The organism is Arthrobacter sp. WCS2018Hpa-7 (assembly GCF_031843805.1).
Lineage (GTDB): Bacteria > Actinomycetota > Actinomycetes > Actinomycetales > Micrococcaceae > Arthrobacter.
Window position 1 is genome coordinate 240,469 of sequence record NZ_JAVTJB010000003.1, and the last position, 25,025, is coordinate 265,493.

The following is a 25,025-nucleotide window of genomic DNA, read 5'->3' on the forward strand; positions in this document are numbered from 1 at the left end:
AACTATTAGTCGTTGGTCCACTGGCTGACGCCAGGATGCTTATCGGCAGACTGGTCCGCGCAGACATGCTAAGCCGACGTCCGCGTGCGGTGCAGTGTTCCGGAGGCACCACTGGGAGCGGTCATCTGCGTCGGGCCCGCGTCCCGCTTGATTTCGCAGGGCGCCTGCGTTGACACGGCCAAGACCCATTTGATGGCACTCGGCCCGACCGTGGCAGCCGAACTCTCACTTCGGAAGGAACCTGCGCATGTAGAGCGCTTCCGGATCCGCGTCATGTCGCTACTGCCACTCACATGCATGAGCAGATGTAGGCCCAAGGAGGGAAGAGCCAATGGCCGCAAGTAGTCACGATAAAGAAGATTTAAGTGTGGACAATGTCCACACCCCCTTTGGCCTGACAAAGCAGCCACCATCAACATCTTCTCGCTCGAGGAATGAACCAAAGTCAGGATCTTTAGTGCAAGTTCCCGAAGTCATGTCGTGCTCAGCATCTCTACCCATGAAGGGGTGTAGGACAACAACGTCCTACCGAACGAACCAGGAGAGGAACCCATAACCCCAGCTCACAGCCAGCGGAGGGCCTATCAGCCACGACCCTGAACCCGCTCCCCCACAACCAAACAGGCGATCCGCGGCGCCAGGCACACCCCGCGGCCGGTGTCAGAGGGACCTGACCAACCAGAATGTACACACGTTAAAGCAAAAACCCCCTCTGACGAGGGGGTATGCCGTGCCCGAGGTGGGACTCGAAGGGGATTCCAAGCCCTGGAAACACCGGGAAGTGGCGGAAACATGCGGAATCCGAGGCAGTCCGGCGGCTGTACGAAGTAGTCCGAGGTGCAAAGTGTGGACATTGTCCACACTTCCTTTTTGTTCAATCGACCACCGGACACCGGGGATTCGATGCGTCCCTGCGAATTCATAGCCTGCGCCGGGAATGGGCGCTGCCGCCCCTGCCGCCATTGCCTGCCGGGTGGCATCTCTCAGTCCGCGCGAAGCCTCCGGTCAGGATGAGGCCCCGACCTCCAAGGCCAGACTCGCGCCGGCCGTTATGACAACCCAAAACGCTACCGCATGCCGCCCGCCAGAACGCTGAATAACCTGACACAGTGGGTGCACCTCCTTCATCAAGTACATAACGGAGACGGCACCGTAGAACATGACCGAGCCCTTCCGGCCAGCGCGAAGACAGAATCGGTTGTCGGCGTTCAAAGTTACGGGAGTTGAGCTACCTACGGGAACTCCCGTCTCGTCCCCGCCGAATCCGGGATTTCCCCTCGGATCGCTTGCGGCGATAGGTTTCCTGTACCTCGTGCATGTTTCCATGGCGTAGGGGTCGTTGTGAGTGATGCCGTTCCAAGTTTCGTCCGGCGGATGCTGGTGGATCCAGATTGGGAGTTGGTGTGCATGATCCCGACGAATATCGGGTCACTCCTTCGCAAGCTTTCATGACGCTTACCACTGCCCCTCAGCCAGAGTGAGATCATCGGCTCGGTTATAGGTCGTGATGCCGCCCAGGTCGCTGGTCGCGTTCTGCGCGGCCAGCGACCTGCTCCAGCAGCGTGTCTCCCAAATCGCCGAGGATGCGGGTGAGACTGGTCTGGGCTATGCCCCGATGTTTTCCGATGTCAGGGTGAACTCTTTAAGACGATCCTCCAGGGGGCTTACCCCCAGACCCGGGCCATTCGGAACGGTTAGACCACCATTCTCGAGTATGAAAGGCTCAGTCACATCTTCGATGTAGAAGCGATCTGAAGCGGATACATCACCGGGAAGTGTAAAGCCGGGCAGAGCTGCAAGAGCCACGTTGGCGGCTCGACCCAAGCCGGTTTCCAGCATGCCACCGCACCACACCGGGACGCCAAGGGCAACGCACACGTCATGGATGCGCCTAGCCTCAAGGTATCCGCCCACTCGTCCCGGTTTGATGTTGACGATCTCGCATGCACCGAGCTTGATGGCTGCCGCCGCGGTGCTGGCGGACACGATTGATTCGTCCAGGCATATAGGTGTCCGGATTTTTCGGGCCAGCTCGGCGTGCCCGACCACATCTTCTTCGTCGAGCGGCTGTTCGATCAGCAACAAATCGAAGGCGTCCAGCTTTGCCAGATGGTGAGCGTCACGCAGCGTGTACGCCGTGTTTGCATCCACTTGAAGCAAGATGTCATCTCCGAACTTCTCTCGAACAGCACGGACGGGTGCGGTGTCCCAGCCTGGTTCGATTTTGAGTTTGATTCGCGCGTAGCCGTCACTCAGGTACTTGCCTACGACTTCAAGCAGTTCCGGGATCGAATCCATGATGCCAATTGAAACGCCGCTCGGGACGTGCGTGCGGAGTGCGCCGAGACTACTCGCGAACGACATGTTCTGGTTCCGGAGCTCGGCGTCCATAACGGCCATTTCCAGCGCTGCTTTGGCCATGCGGTGGCCCTTGTATTTGTGCAGCCTGGGTCCGACGGCGTTGGCTGTCACGTCCCCCATGGCAAGGAGGTCCGGGATGAGGAATCGTCGCAGGACGTCCTCGACTCCGTCGACGTATTCAGATGAGTACAGGGGATCGGACATGGCGACGCATTCGCCCCAACCATCCGCACCGGGGGTTCGCACGCGCAGGAGCAGCATCTCTCTCTCGTGCTGTGTTCCGAACGACGTGCGAAACGGTGCCACCAAGGGCATCTTGATACGCCGGATTTCTATGGCCTCGATTTTCATGAATTACTTTCCTCTCGTCACGATGTAGCTGCCTGTTTGTGGCTCAAACCCTTCGACACGTCCGCCACGGGACAGGGCACCAGCCAGAACTTCTCGTACTGCAGTGCGCCACTCCCGTCCAAGTCCTGGGTCCACGTGTCGAAGGTTTTCGATGTCTTCGGGAACCCCGACCAACAACGTAGGTGCGCTGGTATCAGCCACCACGGGTTGGCCAGCGCGGCCTACGGTTAGTGCGGCGACGCCGTTGTGGTGCGCCGTGTGCGGCGTACTTGTTCCCGGCGTTGCATCGCAGCGCCGGATCACGCCCGGGCTCGCAAGATTCCATTCAAGGAGGAGCCGGTCTGACTCGTCGGTTCCGTTGATATCGTCGAGCATGGAGCCGTAGTAGTTGACCAGATACTGGGAAGACATACCGCCAAGTTTGTGGAAGTTGAAGAACGCGTTCCGGCGAACCAGAGGATCAAATGTCCACGTGATGGTGTCCACTTCGCTCTCCAGGGCATGGGCTCGCTGGTCCAGCTTCAACGCATAACCGACGCCGCGCGCTTTGCCGCTGACTCCGGCGATGTGGCTGTGCATGCTCCGTGATTCCGGTGGCCCCCAGAACCCGACGCAGGCTCCAACAAGTTGCCCTGTTTGGAATGCACCCGATACGTAGCTGTTGGCGGAGCTGATGCCTCGTAGCAATTCTTTGGCCATTAGTGAGGATCCGGGCTCCGGATGCCAAATGGAGTCGAAGAGGGCTTCGCAAGCGATGAAGTCATCCAGATGCCTCAACGGGCGTATCGCAACATTGGCGAGCGAGGCGGCGCGCAATGCAGATTGACGGGCGGTCGACGTGTGGCCCAAGGAATGATTTGAAGGGTCAGAAATGATTTGCGACATGTCTCGAGCTTGGTTGAACATGAGTTGTCAGTCACCGTCCAATCGCACTAGTTATTGGCTCGTCGTTGGTCTCAGCGACCGGCAAAAGAGTGTGCTTAATCAGGCCGGCCACGAGGGCAGTTCTCCGTGGAATTTCGGCTACGACTGAGTGTTCGTTGTCTGCATGGGCCCCGCCACCAACTGCACCGAGCCCATCGAGAGTGGGTATTCCGAGTCCGGCGGTAAAGTTGCCGTCCGAGCCGCCTCCCACTCTCGCGCCTCCGAGCTCTCCCATTCCAAGGTTCAAAGCCACAGCGCTGGCACTCTCGAATAGCGAGGACGACATAGTTTCTTCCATCGGAGGGCGGTTTACCCCGCCGGAGATACTAAGAACTGCCCCGGGCAAGACGGCCGTCAAGGACCGCATTCCGATGTCCACCCTGTCTTGCTCTTCCTGAGTCCAAGTCCGGACGTCCACCGATATGTCTGCGGTTGCAGGTACGGTATTTGTCGTGGTCCCCGCCGAAAGCACTGTGGGGACCACACTCGTCCCTTGCAGTTCCGAAGCCAGGGCCGCAATTCGCAGTACCTGATGGGACATCTCGACGGCCGCGTTGATTCCTTTCTCGGGTTCGAGCCCCGCGTGGGCAGCCCGACCCGAGACGCTCACGCGATAACCAGACATTCCCTTGCGACCGATTTTGAGGGCCCCACCATCGGCCGAGGCCTCAAGTACAAAGACAGCGGCACATTCGGACGCGGCGGACTCAATCAGATGTCTCGAAGTATGTGAACCAATTTCTTCGTCGCCGGTTATCAGGATCGTCACTGAGGATCCCGGGTCCAGGGATGCTACGGCATAGAAGGACATGACAACTCCAACCTTCATGTCGAAGTTTCCTGGGCCACGGAGGATGCCTCCCTCCTGGGCATAGGGGTGCTTCGCCAACGTTCCGTGTGGCCAGACGGTGTCGTGATGCCCGAGGATCAGGACTCGGCGCTCCCCCTCACCCAGCCTCCACCTAAGGTGTGTGCAGCCATCCATGACGATTCGCTCCCCTTTAACGCCCAGGACACGTTCGCCAAGAGTCAACACTTTGTCTGCACTGTGTGCGACGGCGTTCAGATCAGCGGACGGCGACTCGGTTTCAACGAGAATGCGAATGTCTTGGAGCATGGGGTCAGTGAGAGCGTGGAAGTGGTCAAGGCGTTCTGTTGTCATACCGGAGATCTTTCATTCGTTGGATGGAGTGGACGTGATTCCCGAACCATTCGACAAGCTCGGTGTTGACGGCATCATGTTGAGAAGGAGCCCTTGCCAGATCAGATCACTTCGACGATGAGCTCCATTTCGACGGGATAGCTCGTAGGTAGCGGAGCCACTAGTCCGGAATGATCGATAGATCCTCGATCCACAAGCAGTTTGCCCGGATGTGTCCACCAGATTGCCGGTCCGCACTGCATGGGACGGTGTCGTGGACATACGATCCTCCTGTAGAAATGGATGGGTTTACGGCGTGCCGACGACCCCAAGGCGCTAATGCCAAGGATCGAACGGGGAAAATCGTCTGCGATTCTTAATGCCGCTCATGGATCCAGTCTGGTGGAGTCGCCTGCCGAAATCACCGTCAATAATCACTAATCTCTTCGATAATCATGTGCGAAAGTACGAAGATGGTGCATGTAGAGTTGAGAATCGGAAGTAGGGAGCGAACGAATGGTCGATGATGATTAGTCACGGAACCCGACTTGATAGTGTCGTGAGCAACCTGGCAGGCACATTGTTGGAGATGGTTGCCGGCAACATAGACCGGACTACTCTGGTCACTGACGTGGCCGTCGACGATCCGCGCGAACAAGCGGAGCTGCGCCCCGGCACCATGCTCCTGTGCATCTTGGCTGACGTCGAACACCTGCCGGGATTGATCGATCGCGCCGTCGCGAACCAGATCCCCGCCTTGGTGCTTCGTGCTCCACTTAACATTCCAGCCGAGTTGCGCGCCACCATTGACCGAAGTGGCGTCGTCCTGCTCGGACTCTCAGCTGGTGCGACATGGACCCAACTCCTCGTTCTTCTGCGATCGCTGCTGGCCTCCAGCGCCGGCGCGGAGGAAATCCTGGCCGGACTGCCTGCGGAGGACACATTCGCTCTGGCCAACGCGATCGGGGCACTCCTCGACGCGCCAATTACTATCGAAGACCGCTCCTCCCAGATCCTGGCATTCTCTGGCCGCCAGAATGAAGCCGACCAATCACGAATTGAGACGATTCTGGGGCGTGTCGTTCCCCAATACGCCAGGCAAGCCCAAGAGCGGGCCGGCGTTTTCAAGCGACTGTACTCCAGTGAGAAACCAGTGTTTTTCGACACCCCCCAAATCTTGGGAGAGGCCGGACTCCCCCGCGTTGCGATGGCGATACGAGCCGGAAATCAAGTACTCGGTTCCATTTGGGTTGCTGTTCGGGAGCCTTTGAGTCCCGAAAAGGAACAGATTCTGGTTGATGCCGCGAAGGTCGTTGCACTTCAACTGCTGCGTCACAGGGTGAGCTCGGATGTTGACCGCCAGGTTCGGTCAGATCTCATCGCATCCGCTTTGGCGTCCGGACAAGCCGCGATAGGGGCAATTGAGCGTCTGCGCCTCGTGCAACGCACAGTCGTGGTGCTTGGCCTGTCCCTGCCTGGCGATACGGCCGGTGAGTCGCCATCTGATCAAACACGCCAACAGATCCTGGAACGAACCGCTCATGCATATGCATTTCATCTTTCGGTGGCTGCTCCGGGGGCAGTAGCCGCGCTTGTCGGCGACGTGTGTTATGCGATCATGCCTGCGATTGCACGACAGGGCGCCACAAACCTCATATCTATGGCACAGCGAGTTTCGAAAGACTTCCTCGACCGGACACCGAACAGAGCCGGCGGCGCCGTCATCGGGATTGGTCGCGTTGCGGACTCTGCTGATCCGACGGAGCTTGCCCGCTCCCGCAATGATGTAGACAGAAGCCTGCGCGTTCTGAAATGGGGCCCTGGGAGCCGTGTCGCGCTATTCACAGATCTCCAAATGGACGCGCTTCTCCTGGACATTGGTGACCAATTGCGAGCCGAGGGCGGCCTCGTTGATGGCCCTGTCGCCCGAATCCGTCACTACGATAAACAACACGGTACGTCTCTGGAAGAAGCACTCGAGCTGTGGTTGGACAGTTTCGGGAACGCCCTGGGCGCGTCAGCGGCGCTGGACTTACACCGTAATACCTTCCGATACCGTCTTCGTCGCGCCGCGGAGATTGCGCAGGTGAACCTTGACGACCCTGACGAGCGGTTCGCGGCCATGCTCGAATTTCGACTTAGTCGGCTGCGCCGTGATGTTGACTGACTGCGGCTAGCGTTCGCAAAAAGCCTGCATCCCGGCGCGTTACCTCGAAGGCCTCAAGAAACGCTTTGCTTGCGGACGGGAAATCGTGGGATGGCTGATGAGAACGGCCCCCTTTTGCAGGTGCCCGCAACTCTCTCTTGTTCGAACGAGTTCCGGGCCGACTTGCACCAACCGGGGACAAAACCGGCGACCACCTACTGCGTCGATGAAACCGATTCAACGCTCGTAGCGTCGAGAACGCGCAGCAGGTTATCGCCCATCAATTTTGCGAGTTCGGCTGAGGTCCAACCACGCTCAGCAAGCCGGTCAATTAGCAGTGTGAAACCCGAAGTGTCGTGCAAGCCGTCAGGGAAATCACCGAAACCGTCGTAGTCGCTTCCCAGTCCTATGTGGTCGATGCCGGCGATGTCTCGGGCATGCTCAATATGCTTGACCACATGCTCGACCGTCACTGGCGGGCGGGGACCATTGCGCCCCCTGTCAAACCAGCTCCTATATTCCTCATCGAGGAACATCGGCACGAAGGCGACCATAATGACGCCGCCGTTGTCAGCCAATGAACGGAGAACGTCATCCGGCACGTTGCGCGGGTGATCACAGAGAGCCCTGCATGAGGAGTGACTGAAAATGACCGGCGCAGAAGATGTCCTTATCGCATCGCGCATCGTGTCAGGCGAGACATGGGCAAGATCGACCAGCACTCCCAGGGCATTCATCTCCCTAACGACCTCCCGGCCAAAGTCAGTGAGTCCACCATGGACCGTGCTATCCGTCGCGGAATCAGCCCACGAAGTATTTGAATTGTGTGTCAGGGTCATGTACCTAAGTCCGAGCCGTGCCATCATTCTTAGAACGCCCAGGGAACTGCCGATGCTATGTCCGCCTTCAGCTCCGAGCAAAGACGCAATACCTCCCTTCTGCCAGATACGTCGAACATCGCCTCCTGTGCGGGCAAGCTCAAAGGTCTGCGGATACCGGCGGATCATCCGGTAGATGAAGTCGATTTGTTCAAACGTGTATTGCACGGCATCTGCTTCAGGCATTTCCCCTGGCGCGTAAACGGACCAGAACTGCGCCCCGACTCCGCCACCACGCAGCTTTCCGATGTCGGTTTGGAAATTGGAGTCCTTCTCGAGCCCGTCGACTGAGTAGTTTGCCGCGCCGCGTGCTGCGTGCGCGAGATCGTTATGACCGTCGATAAGTGGGGCGAGGTCGAATGCCCTTATGGCCTCAGGATGGCGTAGCGCGGGGGGCCGAGTGTTGGAGGTTTGCATGATGTTCCAGTTTCGTTGAGGTTCGATTGTTGTGTGAAGCAGTGAAAAGCTGGCCCGTGCGATTTTGAGACCGCCGCGCCCGGCCAGCTGCGCTGAACACAAGGTGCCCGCACAACCGAGTGCTTCCGATTCGATAAGCCGCCGCGCCGTAGGCGTGCAGCTCCGCTTATCTCCCGTGATGAGCAGCGCACGCCGTTCAACGTCTCGGCACTCAGAATGGAAGAGGAAGCCAGGTCCGCATCGGACAGCAGCTCGCGTACGACAAAGGCGAGCGAGTCTCCAATCAGCTGTGACCGGCGAACGTTAGCGGTATCAAGAAGATACGGTTGTGCCATGGATGTGGCTCCTGGGATGTGTGCTGGGCAGGGCGTCTGATGTGGTCCTGCCCAGCACAATGTCTAGTCGCTCGTGAGTTTGTACAAGCGGGTGCTGAAGAGGTAAGGGTCTCCGTCGATCACGAGATGGGTGAATTCGTGTGACTTACCATCCACTTCAATGAGGAACCTGGTGTTCGACAAAGGAACGACAGGAAATGGTGGAGCTTGCGGCTCACCGTTGACATTCTCTTTGGCGATGACGGTGAGGTAGTACCGTCCATCTTCTTCGAGAGCCAGCTCATAGCGGTTGGATGTCGACTCATACGCCCCCAGAATCGGTGTCAGGTCGCATGATTCGGCAGGCAACTCGGCCACAGGCTTGGGGCTGGCGAACCCCAGTTCGACACCGATTGCCGTCTCAATCTCCTCCGCCAGTCCCGAGCCTCCGCGCGAGTTCGTCAGCACACCGATCGCCATTTGCAGTTCAGGGAACGTCTGAAGCCGGGCGATCTGCCCGATCGTCGCTCCGCCATGATAGGCCGACCTCACAGTTCCCCAATCCGATAGAACCCAGCCCAGCCCCCAGGCTTGGTCCACTGTCGAGTCCGCAGTCAGATCAAATTGTGGTGTCCGCATGAGCTTCGCGGACTCCGCGGACAATATGCGTTCATCACTCAGCGCCAAGCCGTCCCGTAGATGCGCCGCCGCGAATGTCAGTAGCGACGACATGGAGCCTGTGACGTTACCGGCAGGTCCAAGGGATCGTGGCAGCATCCATCGAGTCGTGGGAATAACCTTGTCTGCTGATGCAGTGTCTGGATTGGCGAGGTGGCCGACGGCGGTACTGAACAGCGGCGCCTCCTTCGTCCGTGTAATGACGTGGGTTAGCCCGAGCGGCCGGAGAAGCCTCTCCACGACGACGTCATCCCATGGCTTGCCACGCAGGACTTCGATGATCCGGCCAGCGACTCCAAATGCCGAATTGCTGTAGCTTAGATGACCGCCGGGCGGAGTGACGCTGATGGCGGTGGCCAGTTCATCGACATATTTCTCCAGGTAGTCGTCGTTTTCGCCCGTATCGGTGAATAGATCTCCATCAATGCCGCTGGTATGCGTGAGGAGTTGGCGGATTGTGATCTCTTTTGTGTTCGCGATATCGGCGATGGAGAACTCCGGCAGGATCTCCACCACAGGGGTCTCCAGCGTCAGTTCGCCTTCATCGACGAGCTGCATGATCAGCGTAGTTGTCCAGACTTTGCTGATGGACCCGTATTGGAAGAGTGTGTCGGGAGTTACCTCAATTCCGGTGGCGAGACTCGTCACACCTGTGGTCATGACACGCATGTCTGCGCGGCCTTCCCCGTCCAATGCAATCACCCCCACCTGCACCCCAGGTACGGAGTACTTTTTTGCCAGAGCATCGATCCGGTTCTGCCATGCCTGCGAGGCAAGAAAATCGTTTGGGAGTTGAAACGTCATTGCTGATCCTTACGTGGGTAGGTTCCATGAAACGTTGCCCGGATCGTGCCGGGTCTGAGTGCCGCCGCGATTAGCCCGACTGCCGAATCGACCAAGGTTCGACCTGGAGTGACCGATTCGCGGTGAAGCCACGTGTATATGTAGTGTTCTTGATCCATCCGATGCCCAGGATGTCGGCGTTCGATACCAGTGCGCGCTCGGCAATCTGCCAATCCGGGCACCCTTGTGTGCCGAGTTTGTTGCTGGCCAGAGCGACGTGCTCGTTGTAGGTGGAGTTGTTGATCTTCGAGAAATTGCTCGATGTGGACCCGCTGAAGAACGGGACGAGCGTCGTCGGGAACGGCGCCCCCACGTACCAGTCAATGACATCCCAGTCGCCGGTGCCTGAGGACTTCAGGTCGTTGAGCACAGCCGTGTCGCCGCCCCTGAGAGTTACATCCACGCCGAGTTTCTTCCACTCATCGGCCAAGAACTCGAACGCTGTGGCCTTTTCGGTGCTGTTTCGGTATAGGAGCTTGATGGACAGCGCCTGTCCGTCCTTGCTTCGAACGCCGCCTGCTCCGACCTTCCACCCTGCATCGTCCAGTGTTTTCGCAGCTGCGGCGGTATCAAACGCTGGAGCGGACTTGTGCACGTCCTCGATGGCGCAGGTCGTCGGCTTCCCGCTCAGGAGCGACTGGAATGGTTCGCCCTTGCCGCCGGCCATGATATCGGCCATCACCTTGGTGTTGGTGCTCTGCACAAGGGCCTTGCGGACAGCTGGGTCAGAGGCTGGCCTGGAAGCAGCCTGGTTGAAAAACAGCTCCGTTGAGCCGGACTTCAATGGCAACCCTGGGATCCCCTGGGCATCGAGACGGGCAGCATCTGGTCCCACGACTGTTCCGGTGTTGATGCTGCCTGCCAACAACAGGTTGGCCCGCGTGGTGTCATCACTCACCACGGAGACCGTGACGGTTTTGGGTAGACCGGCAGTCTTGGACGTGGTCCCGTCCGGGCCCCAGGTGTAGTCGTCACGACGGGTCAGCGTGTAACTCTCGCCTGGCTTTACGGCGGACAGGGTGTAGAGCCCTGTTCCGTCAAACGCGGATGAGTACTTGTCCGGGCTGGCGATCGCTTTGCCGCATGCGATGAACACTTGACCAAGCAATTCGAGGAAGAATGAATTCGGTGTCGGGGATGTCACTGTGACTGTCCTTGCCGAGTTGTCCGCTTTGGCCGTCATTCCGACCGGCACAAATGTACCCGACACGGGTGAAGAATTCTTGGTATCTGTGATCCAGTTGAAGTTGTCTGCCACAGTCTGCGCAGTCAGTGGCGAACCGTCGCCGCACGTTACGTCGTCTTTGAGGGTAAACGTCACTTCCGTTGATGACGCAGTCCATTTCTCAGCCAACCACGGCTTGGGTGTGCCATTGTCATCGACTGTGATGAGGCTGTCGTATCCGAAGGCCATAAGCTGGCGAGAGTCGGCAAAGGTCGAACCCTGCGGAAACAGGTTTCCAGGATCTGTCGACAGTGCCCAATTAAGGGTGCCATCCGTCACAGCGGCCGCTGACTGGCCCGTTCCTGGGCTGCTGCTGGGGCTGCAGGCCGTCAGAACAAGAGCTCCGGCCGCCGCAACGGCGAGAACGGGTAGGTATCGAACCTTCATGGTGCTATTTCCTTTGTTTGTGCGGGACGTTCGAGTGGGGTGTGGGGTATGTGCGGCGCGGGTGACACTTCAGCGGGGCGCTCACCGATGAGCGGGTACGAACAACGGTTTGCCCATCTCGGGGACTGCTTCGATCAGCGCACGAGTCGATGGGTGCTTTGGTGCAGTGAGAATTTCATCGACGGGCCCGAACTCAACCAGATCGCCCTTGTCCATCACGGCGACGTAGTCACAGGCATATCTGACGACAGCAAGGTTGTGCGAAATGAACAACGCCGTGAAGCCAAGCTCGGACTGGAGTTTGCGAAAGAGGTTGAGGACCGTTCCTTGTACTGACACATCCAGAGCAGAGGTAATCTCGTCGGCAAGCAACACGGACGGTTTTGCGCCAAGTGCACGAGCCAGTGCAACCCGCTGCCGCTGCCCCCCCGACAAACGCCGAGGGTAGTGTCCGGCGTAGGAAGAATCCAGACCCACTAGACCAAGCAATTTCTGCGTTTCTGCCGCTATCTGACGACGCGAGGGCAGTGGTTGCTTGGATCTGCGGTAGCTGGCATGCAGCCCCTCGGCGATCGAATCTCCGATGGTCATCCTAGGGTTTAGGGACGAGTATGGATCCTGAAAAACCATTTGAACCTGGCTTCGACGCATCCGTCCTGCCCGGTTTGACTGCAACAGAGACCGTCCATCAAGCAGGATGTCACCGGAGGTTGCGTGCTCCAGCCCTACTGCCACACGGGCTATTGTGGACTTCCCGGATCCTGACTCGCCCAGAACACCGACTGTACTTCCCTGGGGAACCATGAAGCTGACGTCCTTGACGGCATGGACGGTTTTGGGTCCGCGTCCGAAATCGACCACCAGGTTGCGAAACTCGAGCGAGGTCATGACTTGTCCTCCTTCATGAAGTCGGCCACGGTAGCCATCGGGCGCGAACGGTCGGTCGTCAGTGTGGGAATCGAGGCCATCAAAGCCTTCGTGTAGGGGTGAACGGCGCTCCCTGCGACCAGGTCAGCGCTTGATATGTCTTCCACAATTTCACCGTGATACATCACCAGAACCCGTTCACAGAATCCGGTCACGAGTGCAATGTCGTGCGAGATGAACATGACCGCTGACCCGTGTTCGACGGCAACTCGGTCCAGGACCTGCATCACCGTTCGCTGCACCGTCGCGTCCAATGCTGTCGTGGGTTCATCGGCGATGATGAGCTTCGGTGTTCCCATCAAACCCATGGCAATCATGGCGCGCTGCCGCATACCACCCGAGAATTGGAACGGATATTGGCGGGCCCGCATCTTGGGGTTCTGTATACCAACTTCTGCCAGCCTGTCTGTGGCCCGATCGCTGGCCTGTGTTCGAATGGCTCCACCGTGGAGGAGGGCAGTCTCAGCGACCTGCGGGCCTACGCGGAGCGAGGGGTTAAGCGAGGACATTGGGTCTTGGAACACCATCGACATCTTCAGACCCAGATCAGCGGCATGGGACGTGACTTCGCGTTCACTCATTCCGGCGTAGTCGACCCCATCAAATGCGATGGCGGATGCCTCGACCCTTCCTGGGTATTCGATGAGCTGAGCAACAGCCAAGGCTGTGAGGCTCTTGCCTGAACCCGACTCCCCGACGATTCCCACACGTTCTCCGCGTGCAATATCGAAACTCACCCCGCGAACCGGCGTTACCCACTTGCCCAAAGCCGGGAACGACACGTGGAGGTCGCGAACCGACAGGACGGTTTCGGGCTGCGGCGTCTCCCCCCTGTCCGACCCAGGCTTGGCCGAGCGGGTGGGCAGACCGGCCAACTTGCGCATCGAGATAACCGGTGTCACACCTAAAGCGCGGCCGATGGTGTCACCGAGCATGGTCAGCACGATCCCGGCCAGGGTGACAGCAATTGCCGGCGTCAACGCAGCCGCAGGAGACACGTACATACGGGCCAGCCCCTCCGACAAAAGACGGCCCCAATCGTACGCAGGAGCCTGCAGACCTATGCCGAGGAACGACAGTCCTGCCATCGCGGTCAGGCTGCTGGCGGCCGCCATCGTCGCGTTGACGACAATAACGTCAGTAACACTGGGGATGATGTGCCGGAACAGGATCGCTGTCCGAGGCACGCCGAGGACTTTCGCAGCGCTAACGAAATCCCGTCCAACGACGCTCGCAGTCATCGTCTGGCACAGTCTTGCGATGTCCGGCACTATAGCCAATCCCAGTGCAAAGACCGCCCCCATAGCCCCCTGCCCAAAAAACACCGCAAGAAACAGAACCAGAAGCAGGGCCGGAAACGCCACGAGCATGTTGACGACCGCGGTCACGAGTCGGCCGATCCACGGCGGCAGGATGCTCGGAAGGCAGCCCACAATCACGCCGAGCGTCACGCCGATAAGGGTCGCCAGCATGCCGTAGATCAATGATGTACGCGCGGCTACCAGGGTACGGAGCAGGATGTCGCGGCCAGCAGAATCGGTCCCCAGAAGGTGCTCGGGACTTGGCCCTTGAGCAATCAGATCGACGTTGACCTTAGTTGCTTCGGCACCCCAAAGCGCGGGAGCGAAGATCGCCAGCCCAACCAAAAGGACCGTGCCGATAACGGCGATGGCTCCTGTCGGTGTCCGCATCTGGTGAACAAATGATCGTATCCGTCGGGTCGCCGGCGCGACGGTAGTAAGTGTAGTCATCGGGTCCTCTAAAGTTTTGTGATTCGGGAGCGCGGGTCAATCGCCGCAATCAGGAGATCGACCACCAGATTGATCAGCAGTATGAGGACGCCATAGACCATGACGATGCCCTGTACCAGGGGATAGTCCCGATTCGTGATGGAACCAACCACCACCGGGCCCATACCGGGCCAGGCAAACACCGTTTCGACAAAGACGCTGCCCGCAATCAGCCCGCCAAACAGCAAGCCCGCGAAAGTCAGAGTCGGAGTCACCAGATTCGGCAGAACATGGCGAAAGAACAGTCGGGACTTCGGCATTCGTTTTGCCCTCCCAGTCCTGACGTAGTCAGCCTCAAGCACGTTAAAAGTTTCGGCACGAACAATTCGGGCAAGGGCACAGGTAGAGCTAAGTGATAGCGCCAGGACGGGAAGTACGTATGACGAAGGACCTGAACGTCCTGCCACGGGGAAGACCGGGGAGGTGATCGCGAACATGTATATCGAGATGGCCGCAACAACAAACACCGGTGCGACCGTCAGGAGGCCGGTGACACTGGAGAACATCGTGTCCAGCCACCTGTTGCGGCCGCCGCGTGTCGCTTCACCCATGGCCATGCCCAACGGAATGCCGACCAAGAGAATCACGATGATCGACAGAACCGAGATCTCCAGCGTTGCCGGCATCCGCTGGGTTATGACATCAAACACGGGAAGACGCGTGCTGTAAGACTTTCCGAGATCACCGTGGAACAGGTTTTCCCAGAAGTGGAAATACTGCGTGAGTACTGACGTGTCCAGACCAAGTTCAGAGCGCCGGACGGCGATCTGCTCGTCTGTGGCCTCGGGACCAAGCGAAAGCCGTGCGGGATCTCCCGGCAGCAAGCGCACCATGAGATACGCTGCCGTGACCAGTACAACCACTGAGATCACTAGCCGAATCAAGCGTCTTGTCAGATAGCTCACCCAAGGATTGGTACTGGCGGCCTTCGTCGCCGGCTTTGCAACCACATCCACCACCAAAGGCCCCTCAGAAACCGCCACGGCGTCTGGGCTATCGGGCGGCGCCGATGAAATCATGTTCTTCATAGATCCATCGTGGCAGTGTGGCACGGCTCACGTCGTGGGTAATTAGCATCAATTTCGGAAGTAGCTTTGGTGTTTCTGACCAAGATGGATCCGAGTGCACAGATACGTCGAACACCGAAGGCTCGGACCGCGGCATGAATTCCCTGCCACAACAGGGGTCGCTCCAGAAAACGGATTTGCTGTGTCCCAAGGCATTGCCGGGACCTGGTCCAATGCGGCTAGGCCGGCCGCCGGTCATCTGGCGCATCGTCAAAGGAGGCGGCCGGGTCCCGTGTGCTGGACTCGGACTGCTCACGAGCGAACTGGCAGAGACATCCCGCCGGCTGAAGGCGGAGGGGCAGGACTGGAAGAACCTGATGGACCGCACGCCATCTTAATGGCGGAGGGAACTCAGCAGCACCTGGTTGAAAAGAGCCCGGGCCCTGCCAAACCCCTCAACCTTGCGGACGATGGCTTAGCCCGGTAGAGCAGTAGATCGTCCCCACCCGGCTTCACTGGTCAAGTGATCCAATAGAGGCTGTACACGGTAAGGCATGGGAGTGCTGATTGACATTGTCGTGTTGGAATGCCGAACTCCCCGGATCGCGATCATCCGCCCCACGGCTTGCTGCAGCTGCGTGAGTGTTGCGGCTGCTACTTTGACCAAGAGATCCTCCCTGCCGGCCTGCGTTGTCACCTCGAGAACTTCTGGGATTTCGCCTAGAGCGGTGATTACCTGTGCGAGTTGGCGTTGATCCAGCTCCAGCCCTACGAAAGCCTGGACGGGAAGTCCGGCGGCTTCGAGATCGATGACAGGTTGGTAGCCCTTCAGTATCCCTAAGTCCTCGAGTCTCTGAAGACGGGCAACTACGGTATTCCGGGATATTCCGAGCTGCCCGGCCAGCTCGGCAACCCCCGCCCGCGCGTTGATGTTAAGACGCTTCAGCAGCTCTGAATCGAGGCGATCAATTCTGCTCATAATGTTCAAGCAGCCTTCCTGGTTGGATCAATCACATTGGCGAAATGCTCAGTTGTTGACAATTGAGTTGACCATATCAAGACGTAGATCGACAGTTAGTCCAACATATCCGTTTGTTTCCCTTGGACTACCCGACAGAGGAGCCAGCATGTCTTCCACTTTGACAACAGATCTCGGAGGCGGTGTAATAACCGACCTGTCATGTGAGCTGTCAGGAACCCACGAAAGCGTCAAAGTCTTCAGGGACAAGGCAACGGGCCTGCATGCCATCGTCGCCCTTCACAACACGGTCCGCGGTCCAGCTCTCGGAGGAACGAGGTTCTTCGCCTTCGAAAGCGATGCCGCCGCCCTGAACGATGTACTCCGGCTTTCCGAAGGCATGACCTACAAAGCAGCAGCAGCGGGTTTGCCGCTGGGCGGCGGAAAAGCTGTGATCGTCGGAGAGCCGGCCACCATTAAAACGCCCGAATTGCTGAGGGCCTATGGGCGTTTTGTCGACTCCTTCGCTGGGTCCTACATAACCGCTGGCGACGTGGGCACCACGTCCTCAGACATGGACCACATCGGTGAATCGACCAATTGGGTGGTCGGGCGAAATGCAACAAAAGGAGGGTCTGGCGACAGCGGGTACTCAACCGCGCTCGGTGTTTTCACCGCGATGGCCGCCGCTGCGAGGACCATCTGGGGCAGCGAAGGCCTCACGGGCCGCTCAGTTGGCGTCGAAGGAGCCGGAAAAGTCGGCAAGCAGCTAATCAACATGCTTCTGGAAACCGGCGCTGACGTAGTCCTCGCTGAATCCCATCCGGCGTCGATGCAACGTGCGCTGACAGAGCACCCGGACATCCGCATCGCACCGTCAGTGATCGACGCTGAAGTCGACGTGTACGCGCCGTGCGCCATGGGCGCCACCCTAAACCCAAAAACTGTCCCATCGATTCAAGCACGTCTGGTGTGCGGGGCAGCCAATAACCAGTTGCTGAACGCAGAGGTGGAGAATCAGCTCGCAGCCCAGGAGATTCTGTGGGTGCCTGACTATGTCGCCAATGCGGGGGGACTGATTCAGGTCGCATCCGAGATTGACGTGATCCAGCCCGACGAAGTCGGGATGCGCATCGGTCACATCGGATTGACCGTCACGGAGATCCTCCGAATTGCCGAAGAACGCTCGACCACGCCCGGCAATGCTGCCGACACTCTAGTCCGGACCCGTCTCGGTGCCGGGAGTAAAAAATAACCATGAACGGCGAACCTATCTCGTTGTTGAACGCCGGAGGAAGCTTCACCTCCAGCCCGGAACTGCCGTTCGAGACGGACTCGACCGATGTGCTGGCGCTGTACAACGACATGCTCATGGCCCGAACAGTCGACACGGAGGCTATCGCCCTTCAACGACAGGGTGAACTGGGCCTCTGGCCCTCAATGCTCGGACAGGAAGCCGCACAAATAGGGGCAGCTCACGCCCTCCTCCCCCGAGATATCGTCTTTCCCACATACCGGGAACACGGTGTTGCCTGGTGCAGAGGCGTTGATCCGGTGGATCTTTTGGGGCTCTTCCGCGGAACTACCCTCGGCGGGTGGAACCCCACCGAAAACAACTTCAACCTCTACACGCTGGTAATCGGCGCCCAAACTCTTCACGCCGTCGGATATGCCATGGGCATCCTAAGAGATGGCGACGTCGGCACCGGAGACCCCGCTCGCGATCGGGCCGTCCTGGTATTCCTGGGCGACGGCGCCCTCAGTGAAGGCGAGACCAATGAAGCCTTTGTCTGGGCGGCAGCTCAGAACCTCCCTGTGGTCTTCTTTTGCCAAAACAATCAATGGGCTATATCTGCGCCCTACTCAGTACAAAGCAGGGTATCTGTCGCGCAACGAGCCCAAGGCTATGGATTCAAAGGCGTTCGCGTCGACGGCAACGACGTCTTCGCCTGCCTGGCAGCAACACGCGAAGCGCTGGCAGCCGCGCGTGCCGGCCAAGGGCCAACATTGATCGAAGCCCTCACGTACCGCAGGAACCCGCACACCACTTCAGACGACGATGGCCGCTACCGGACCCTGGCCGAAAATGATGCGTGGGCAGCTTTGGATCCCATCGATCGTCTCCGGACCTACTTGCAGTCCACAGGGCTGCTCAACGACGCAAATGTCGAAGACATTTCCCGTCGGGGAAAAGCCCTCGCCGAACACCTTCGGTCAGGATGCCGTGCACTTCCCGTCCCAGGGCACTCGTCACCATTTCAAAACACCTACGCCGAATTGCCGGATGAACTCGAGCGGCAGATGAATGAACACCTGGAATTTGTGGAGGCAGCTGAATGACCGCAGTGACAAGCCGGATGCCTATTGCCCACGCTCTGAACCTCGGGCTGCGGCACGCCATGGAGGCAGACGAGAAAGTGATGCTTATCGGGGAAGACATCGGTCAACTCGGCGGAGTTTTCCGTGTGACCGACGGCCTCCAAAAGACCTTCGGGGACCACCGCGTTGTTGACTCGCCGCTCGGTGAGGCTGGCATTGTGGGAAGCGCCATCGGGCTTGCCATGGCTGGCTACCGCCCCGTCTGTGAAATCCAGTTCGACGGATTCGTGTTCCCGGCGATGAACCAGATCATCACGCAACTGGCAAAATACAGGCACCGCTCGGAAGGCGCAGTTACCCTACCTGTGGTCATTCGGATCCCAGTCGGCGGTGGTATCGGGGCCATTGAACACCATTCCGAGTCCCCCGAGGCCTACTTCGCACACACTGCCGGCCTCAAAGTCGTGAGCCCGTCCAACCCCCAGGATGCCTACGACATGATGAAGCTCGCCATTGGCAGCAACGACCCGGTCATCTTCCTGGAACCCAAACGCAACTATTGGCTCAAGGGCGACGTAAGCACCAACACCACCACCCCGGCAGACCTCGACAGAGCTGTGACGGTCCGGAAGGGCACCGACCTGACTCTCGTGACCTACGGCGCACTCGTGCCGGTAGCAATGAAAGCCGCCGACGTCTGTCAGGAAGAGGGCCGGAACATTGACGTGATTGACCTTCGATCCCTGTCACCCATCGACGACAAGGCAGTCGTTGCCTCCGTCCAGAGGACAGGCCGTCTCGTCGTGGCCCACGAAGCTTCACGATCCGTCGGTCTGGGAGCAGAACTGGCCGCACGGGTACAGGACGAAGCATTTTATTCGCTGATTTCGCCGGTTATCCGCGTAACAGGATACGACACTCCGTATCCTGCCAGCCGTCTCGAGGAGGAATGGCTCCCCGGGCTGGACCGCATTCTCGACGGTATCGACCGAAGCTTCACCTACTAGAAGACAAGACGCAAACATGAGCATCAAACAGTTCTCCCTGCCGGATGTCGGCGAAGGCCTTACCGAGGCCGAAATTGTCACCTGGCTCGTCAAACGCGGCGATATTGTCGAGGTTAACCAGGCCATCGTCGAGATCGAGACCGCTAAGTCATTGGTGGAGCTTCCATCTCCGTTTGCCGGAGAAGTCCACGAACTTCATGCCGTAGCCGGCGAGACCGTAGACGTTGGGAACCCCATCATCAGCATCCAAACGGGCGAAACCGGGTCAACGGAAACCCCACCAACACCGGCAGAGGAAGCCCTAACGGCCAACGAAACAGGAGAAGACCCCAAGCTCCTGGTCGGGTACGGTGCCCGGGAAATCGGCACGCACCGGAGGCGAAGGAGAGTGAAAGGTGAGGTGCCCGCGGAGCGACGCTCTGTTGCACCCGTGACACCCGTGGGGGGTCCGCCAAAATCGTCCCCACCGGTCCGCAAGCTGGCCAAAGATCTTGGCCTGGATTTGGCCTCTATCGCCCCTACAGGGGAAGGCGGAGTCAGGACGCGCGAAGACGTCCTCAAAGCATCCGCAGCTGCAGCGGTCATTGCGGCTGGGCAGGACTCCCCGGGAGCTGGGACGGATGTTACAGACAATGATGAACTGCGGATCCCCATCAAGGGAGTCCGCAAGCACACCGCGGCGGCCATGGTTATGTCCGCATTCACTGCGCCGCACGTTACTGAGTTCGTCAGTGTCGACGTGACGAAGTCTCTTGAGCTTATTCGGCAGGTGGGCCAACGCCGGGAATTCAGGGAAGTCAAGCTGACCCCGCTGACGTTCGTTGCCAAGGCATTCTTGAAGGCACTCCGCGAAACGCCGGAGGCCAACTCGCGCTGGGATGATGCGGCACAGGAAATTGTCCAAATGCGAAAGGTAAACCTCGGGATCGCAGCTGCTACGCCCAGAGGTCTGGTCGTGCCGAACATCAAGGGCGCAGAAACCCTGTCACTGAAGGAACTTGCCCTGGAAATCAATGCCCTCGGCTCCGCGGCACGAGAGGGAAAAACACCCCAGACTGCCATGGCCGGCGGGACGGTGACCATTACCAATATCGGTGTGTTCGGAATCGATACCGGCACTCCGATACTCAACCCTGGCGAAACAGCCATCCTCGCTGTGGGAACGGTCCGCCGGATGCCTTGGGTGATACAGGACGAGGAGGGTGAACGGCTCGGTATCCGGTCGGTTCTGCAGCTGGCTCTCTCGTTCGACCACCGTGTGATGGATGGACAGCAGGGGTCTCGGCTGCTGGCCGACACTGCCGCAATCATGACCGAGCCGGGGCTGTCACTTCTCTAGCGGGATAGAGCCACAATCTCGCGCCAACCATTTAACCCTGGCAACGGGCGGCGCCGCATCGACAGCAGTCGTGTGGCACGAAAGAAGAGGATGCAGCCGGCAAGAAACTACCCCGGCAGCCCAGGGACGCTCGTCCGTAACGGGTCGCAGCTAACGGGCTACCACGTGCACGTAACCCTGGACCACTTTCACCTCCGGTCCGGGAAAGTCGAGGAAGTAACGCGAGACGGATCTGCTCTACGGGTTGCGCCCGAAGGTGGGTTCGGTCGACAGCTCATCGATCAAGGATCAGGCTACCGGGTGCTTTTGGAGGCTGAGCAGTACGCCATCTTCCGCCGACGCCGGGCAGCCCTCGCCACCAAATCCGTTCTGTCCTAACAAGCCAAGAAGAGACATACGCCATGACACCGTTCAAAGAAGACGCCCTGCCCGCCGTCACAGACGCTAGCCACGGGGCACCCTATCCGGACGGGGACCTTTTGTTGCTGGAAGATCTCCTCACCGATGACGAGATCGAGCGATACAACGCAGCCCGCGAATTCCTTCAGCGTGAAGTAAGGCCCATTTCAACGGACTACTGGAACCGTGCCGAGTTCCCGTTTGAGCTCCTGCCCAAGCTTGCGGCTCAGAACCTCTCCGGCCTGAACACTTCCAGCCATCTCCTCAGCGGGCTTATCCAAATGGAGTTCGCACGGGCCGACACATCGATTTCCACCTTTTTTGGCGTCCACCACGAGCTCGTCGCAACCGCGATTCATGATCTGGGCTCTGACGAGCAGCGGCGGAACCTCCTTCCAGACTTCCTGGCGCTGAAGAAGATCGGCGCCTTTGCTCTGACCGAGCCCGAGAACGGGTCGGACATATCTCGATCCATCGGTACTACCGCTGAACGCGTTGGTGATGAGTGGGTCCTTAACGGTGCCAAGCGTTGGATCGGGAACGGCACGTTCGCCGATTATGTCCTCGTCTGGGCAAAAGACGTGTCAGATAACGAGATCAAGGGCTTCCTCGTAGAGAAGGACCGGGAAGGATTTCGGGCACAAGCCATTGAGAACAAGACCGCTGTGCGCATCGTGCAGAACGCTGACATCGTGCTCAAAGACGTCAGGATCCCGTTCACAAACTGGCTGCCCGGAACGACTTCTTTTAGGGACACCAATGTCCTGCTGCGCAACTCGAGGGTCTGGGTCAGTTGGCAGGCCGTCGGGCAACAGTTTGCTGCATTTGACGTCGCCAGAGAGTTCGCCCTTAAACGGCATCAGTTCGGAAAGCCAATCGCCTCGTTCCAGATCATTCAAAGCCAACTCTCCAAGATAACGGCTAACGCAACAATGTCACTGTCGCTGATGATTCAGATGGCCCGGCTTCAAGACAGCGGAAAACTCACCATGGACCAGGCAGCTCTTGCCAAAGCCAGCTGCACCGACAGAATGCGCGAATCTGTCGCTCTCGGCAGGGCGATGCTCGGTGGCAACGGCATCAGCACCGACTTCGAAATGGCGAAAATATTTGCAGATGCCGAGGCGATCTACTCGTACGAGGGAAGCCACGAAGTCAACAGCTTGCTCGTTGGTCGAGCCGTCACCGGTATTTCTGCATTCATCTAACCCGAAACCTGATTATCCCAAGTCTGGGCCAACCACCCCTTGGACCAAGACGTAGTCGAGAGGAAAAAGCTCATGGACATCGACAGCACAGCCGCCATCGTAACTGGCGGAGCTTCCGGGCTCGGGGCGGCTACCGCCCGCGCACTGGCAGCACGGAATGTTGAAGTATTTGCCGTTGATCTGGAACAGTCTCTGGAACACGCCCAGCCGGTCGAAGGCATTACCTATCTGGCGGCCGACGTGACAGACCCCGAAACTGTGCGGCAGGCCGTTCAGCGGGCCGCAGCAGAGCTCCCTCTGCGGGTGGTCATAAACTGCGCAGGGATTCTACCCATGGCGCGTGTTCTTGGCCGGAATGGCCCACACGACCCATCACTCTTCGCAAAAGTTCTCGAAGTCAACCTCATGGGCTCCTTCAATGTCTTGGCAATAGCCGCCGCCGAAATCCAGGAGACACAGCCGGACGCCCAGGGTCAACGGGGCGTCATCATCAACACCGCATCGATCGCCGCCTACGAAGGTCAAATAGGCCAGGTCGCCTACGCGACATCCAAAGCCGGCATCGTCGGGATGACCCTGCCCGCAGCCCGAGACCTGGCAACTCACGGTATTCGAGTCAACGCCATTGCCCCAGGGGTGGTCGAAACACCGATGATGGCCACTGTTACACCGGAAATCCGAGAAGGCCTCGCAGCCGGCGTCCCATTCCCGCAGCGCCTCGCACGCCCTGAAGAATTTGCCCAGCTTGCGCTATCCATCATCGACCACGACTACATCAACGGTGAAGTAATTCGCATGGATGGAGCCCTGCGGATGCAACCGCGTTGAGCCCCTCAGGCCGCAACCCCACGTTACCGGTCTTATAGCCCCTAAATGAGCAAGAATCGGGGTTGCCGGCCTGTCGGCCCCGGCATGTTTTAGTCCCGCAGTCGACCACAATCCGGAGGTGTTGAAACCGGAGTGTGATAGGCACCAAGGATCGCCAAAGGGGCCCAGACCAGCCGCAGACGTCACTGCGGGAAGCCGGCCGCACCGTGGATGCCGGGCTCGGGGTCGCAGGACATGCCAGCGGTCAGGTTATGGGCGATCAAGGACCACGAACCCGTTGATGCCTTCATTGGCGTGGACGTCGGCAAATCCAACCACACGCGGTGGCCTTGGACAGGAGCGGCAGGAAGCCGCTCTAGAACGGCCTTGGCCACACGTCAAATGCGGCACTCGCCAGCCTGCCTGGATTCGCCTCGTCCGAAAACATCTCGGCATTCCGACCGCTTCTACAGGCAGGACATCACCGATCCTTTCCGCCGAGGCGACCGGCAGCGACGCTGACGGTGGACCCAAGGTGAGCCCCGAGCGATGGAGCGGCCGCTCGCCGTCGGCTGAGTCGGCGCCATTGGATCATGACTGCGAAGCACGCTTCCGGGTCGTTCAGAGCGATCTCTCCAATGGCGGAGAGCCAGCGAAGGCGGGAGCGGAAGTGACCGCGTGGCCGTCATGCATCAGGGCCGCGTTGTTGAACAGGGCTCCCGGGCCCAGATGTTCGGCTCGCCGAGCAGTGACTACACGCAGCAACTGCTAAACGCGGCGCCAGTCCGGACCCCATCGTCCAGCGCACCCGTCGGGAAGCGCAGGCCCGCTGACCGCTCTGACCTCATGACAGTCGGTTGTCTCACCAACGATGCTCAACTGGGTCAGCGCTCTAAGGTCTTTTTGATTGGAAGCTCTCCCCGCCCGGCGAGGAGCAGTGGGTCAGGTTGACGAATTGACTCCGACCGAGGCGCCTACGAGCCGTTCTCCCTGAAAAGCGCCCGAGTGCCGATTTCAGGCGAGAGTCCCCTCTACTTTCTGGCAGGTCCTGCGTGCGCTGCTACATGAGCAATCCGGACTGGTGGAAGCGCTTATTGTCCAATGACGGGCTTGCGTGCGCGGCCAGTCAAACCCTGATGACCCGCACCACCGGGCAGACCGCCGTGGCAGGCGTTAGTATGTGCTGCCTGGGCGGTCAACCGGCTGGCGCCACCACGTCCTCCAGCGCTGACCTCTCGAAGAAACGGATCTCACCCGTTGCCTCGAAGAACACGGGAACAACGGATGTGCTCAGGTCCTTGGATGTTTCGTAGATCTCAGCCGCAGCCCCGTGCTTCCTGGCAATTGTTCCAACGAGCTCGGTACCGCGGACCCGGACAGTTCGATATTTATAGCTCATGGTGACCCCTTTGTCGGCTAGGGCAAACACTACCCGGGAGTCCACCTCTTGGGAGGATGGCTTGCATGGCGCCTACACCAAGCGGCGAACCTCGGCCATTTCGAGCGCACAACAACGACGAAAGCACGAGCTTGCAATGAAGCTGTGTGAGCAAGAAATCCGAAACATACCTGCCCAGTCAAAAAGCAGATTTAAGTGTG

The 25,025-nt window shown here is 59.0% G+C and carries 19 protein-coding genes; 8 read left to right on the plus strand and 11 right to left on the minus strand.

The annotated features are described in order from the left end of the window. Positions 1–1,605: 1,605 nt before the first annotated feature. From menC to RQH14_RS05265, 3 genes are all read right to left on the minus strand, one after another. Positions 1,606–2,712: an o-succinylbenzoate synthase gene (menC, locus tag RQH14_RS05255; RefSeq protein ID WP_311212288.1), complete on the minus strand. Its 1,107-nt coding sequence runs from the start codon at positions 2,710–2,712 to the stop codon at positions 1,606–1,608. 3 nt (positions 2,713–2,715) lie between these two features. Further along, positions 2,716–3,291, minus strand: coding sequence for a hypothetical protein (locus RQH14_RS05260; RefSeq protein WP_311212289.1), 576 nt, complete (start codon positions 3,289–3,291; stop codon positions 2,716–2,718). 337 nt (positions 3,292–3,628) lie between these two features. Then, positions 3,629–4,798 (minus strand): M20 family metallopeptidase, encoded by a 1,170-nt coding sequence (locus RQH14_RS05265; protein ID WP_311212290.1) that lies wholly within the window; start codon positions 4,796–4,798, stop codon positions 3,629–3,631. Between the two features lie 538 nt (positions 4,799–5,336). Here RQH14_RS05265 and RQH14_RS05270 point away from each other — a divergent pair. Then, the gene (locus RQH14_RS05270) at positions 5,337–6,944 is read left to right on the plus strand and encodes a helix-turn-helix domain-containing protein (RefSeq protein ID WP_311212291.1); all 1,608 of its coding nucleotides are present in this window, start codon (positions 5,337–5,339) and stop codon (positions 6,942–6,944) included. A 194-nt stretch (positions 6,945–7,138) separates the two neighbouring features. Here the strand turns inward: RQH14_RS05270 and RQH14_RS05275 are convergent, their stop codons facing one another. From RQH14_RS05275 to RQH14_RS05305, 7 genes are all read right to left on the minus strand, one after another. After that, on the minus strand, positions 7,139–8,218 hold the full coding sequence (locus tag RQH14_RS05275; protein WP_311212292.1) for a dipeptidase: 1,080 nt from the start codon (positions 8,216–8,218) through the stop codon (positions 7,139–7,141). Positions 8,219–8,616: 398 nt separating this feature from the next. Further along, positions 8,617–10,014: a serine hydrolase domain-containing protein gene (locus RQH14_RS05280; protein WP_311212293.1), complete on the minus strand. Its 1,398-nt coding sequence runs from the start codon at positions 10,012–10,014 to the stop codon at positions 8,617–8,619. A 70-nt stretch (positions 10,015–10,084) separates the two neighbouring features. Further along, complete coding sequence (locus RQH14_RS05285; protein ID WP_311212294.1) at positions 10,085–11,665, minus strand: ABC transporter substrate-binding protein; 1,581 nt, start codon at positions 11,663–11,665, stop codon at positions 10,085–10,087. Positions 11,666–11,746: 81 nt separating this feature from the next. Further along, positions 11,747–12,553, minus strand: coding sequence for an ATP-binding cassette domain-containing protein (locus RQH14_RS05290; RefSeq protein ID WP_311212295.1), 807 nt, complete (start codon positions 12,551–12,553; stop codon positions 11,747–11,749). Next, positions 12,550–14,283 carry a dipeptide/oligopeptide/nickel ABC transporter permease/ATP-binding protein gene (locus RQH14_RS05295; RefSeq protein WP_311212296.1) on the minus strand — a complete coding sequence of 578 codons (1,734 nt, stop codon included), beginning with the start codon at positions 14,281–14,283 and terminating at the stop codon, positions 12,550–12,552. The genes RQH14_RS05290 and RQH14_RS05295 overlap by 4 nt, the downstream gene beginning before the upstream one ends. A gap of 68 nt (positions 14,284–14,351) precedes the next feature. Next, positions 14,352–15,410, minus strand: a complete 1,059-nt coding sequence (locus RQH14_RS05300) for an ABC transporter permease (protein WP_311212297.1) — start codon at positions 15,408–15,410, stop codon at positions 14,352–14,354. A gap of 454 nt (positions 15,411–15,864) precedes the next feature. Then, a complete protein-coding gene (locus RQH14_RS05305; RefSeq protein ID WP_311212360.1) occupies positions 15,865–16,368 on the minus strand; it encodes an Lrp/AsnC family transcriptional regulator in 504 nt (167 codons plus the stop codon). Between the two features lie 148 nt (positions 16,369–16,516). Here RQH14_RS05305 and RQH14_RS05310 point away from each other — a divergent pair, with 148 nt between their 5' ends. The 7 genes from RQH14_RS05310 to RQH14_RS05340 all read left to right on the plus strand — a co-directional run bounded on the left by RQH14_RS05310 (position 16,517) and on the right by RQH14_RS05340 (position 23,447). Further along, positions 16,517–17,602, plus strand: coding sequence for a Glu/Leu/Phe/Val dehydrogenase dimerization domain-containing protein (locus tag RQH14_RS05310; protein ID WP_311212298.1), 1,086 nt, complete (start codon positions 16,517–16,519; stop codon positions 17,600–17,602). Positions 17,603–17,604: 2 nt separating this feature from the next. After that, positions 17,605–18,687 carry a thiamine pyrophosphate-dependent enzyme gene (locus tag RQH14_RS05315; RefSeq protein ID WP_311212299.1) on the plus strand — a complete coding sequence of 361 codons (1,083 nt, stop codon included), beginning with the start codon at positions 17,605–17,607 and terminating at the stop codon, positions 18,685–18,687. Beyond that, positions 18,684–19,673 carry an alpha-ketoacid dehydrogenase subunit beta gene (locus tag RQH14_RS05320; RefSeq protein ID WP_311212300.1) on the plus strand — a complete coding sequence of 330 codons (990 nt, stop codon included), beginning with the start codon at positions 18,684–18,686 and terminating at the stop codon, positions 19,671–19,673. The genes RQH14_RS05315 and RQH14_RS05320 overlap by 4 nt, the downstream gene beginning before the upstream one ends. Before the next feature lie 16 nt (positions 19,674–19,689). Beyond that, positions 19,690–21,012 carry a dihydrolipoamide acetyltransferase family protein gene (locus RQH14_RS05325; RefSeq protein WP_311212301.1) on the plus strand — a complete coding sequence of 441 codons (1,323 nt, stop codon included), beginning with the start codon at positions 19,690–19,692 and terminating at the stop codon, positions 21,010–21,012. Between the two features lie 90 nt (positions 21,013–21,102). Further along, positions 21,103–21,390: a hypothetical protein gene (locus tag RQH14_RS05330; RefSeq protein WP_311212302.1), complete on the plus strand. Its 288-nt coding sequence runs from the start codon at positions 21,103–21,105 to the stop codon at positions 21,388–21,390. 23 nt (positions 21,391–21,413) lie between these two features. Beyond that, a complete protein-coding gene (locus RQH14_RS05335) occupies positions 21,414–22,619 on the plus strand; it encodes an acyl-CoA dehydrogenase family protein (protein WP_311212303.1) in 1,206 nt (401 codons plus the stop codon). A 72-nt stretch (positions 22,620–22,691) separates the two neighbouring features. Continuing rightward, positions 22,692–23,447, plus strand: coding sequence for an SDR family NAD(P)-dependent oxidoreductase (locus RQH14_RS05340; RefSeq protein WP_311212304.1), 756 nt, complete (start codon positions 22,692–22,694; stop codon positions 23,445–23,447). Between the two features lie 1,174 nt (positions 23,448–24,621). On the opposite strand, the gene RQH14_RS05345 is transcribed toward RQH14_RS05340, so the two are convergent. Continuing rightward, entirely contained in the window at positions 24,622–24,825 is a 204-nt protein-coding gene (locus RQH14_RS05345) for a hypothetical protein (RefSeq protein ID WP_311212305.1), read from the minus strand. Positions 24,826–25,025: the final 200 nt, after the last annotated feature.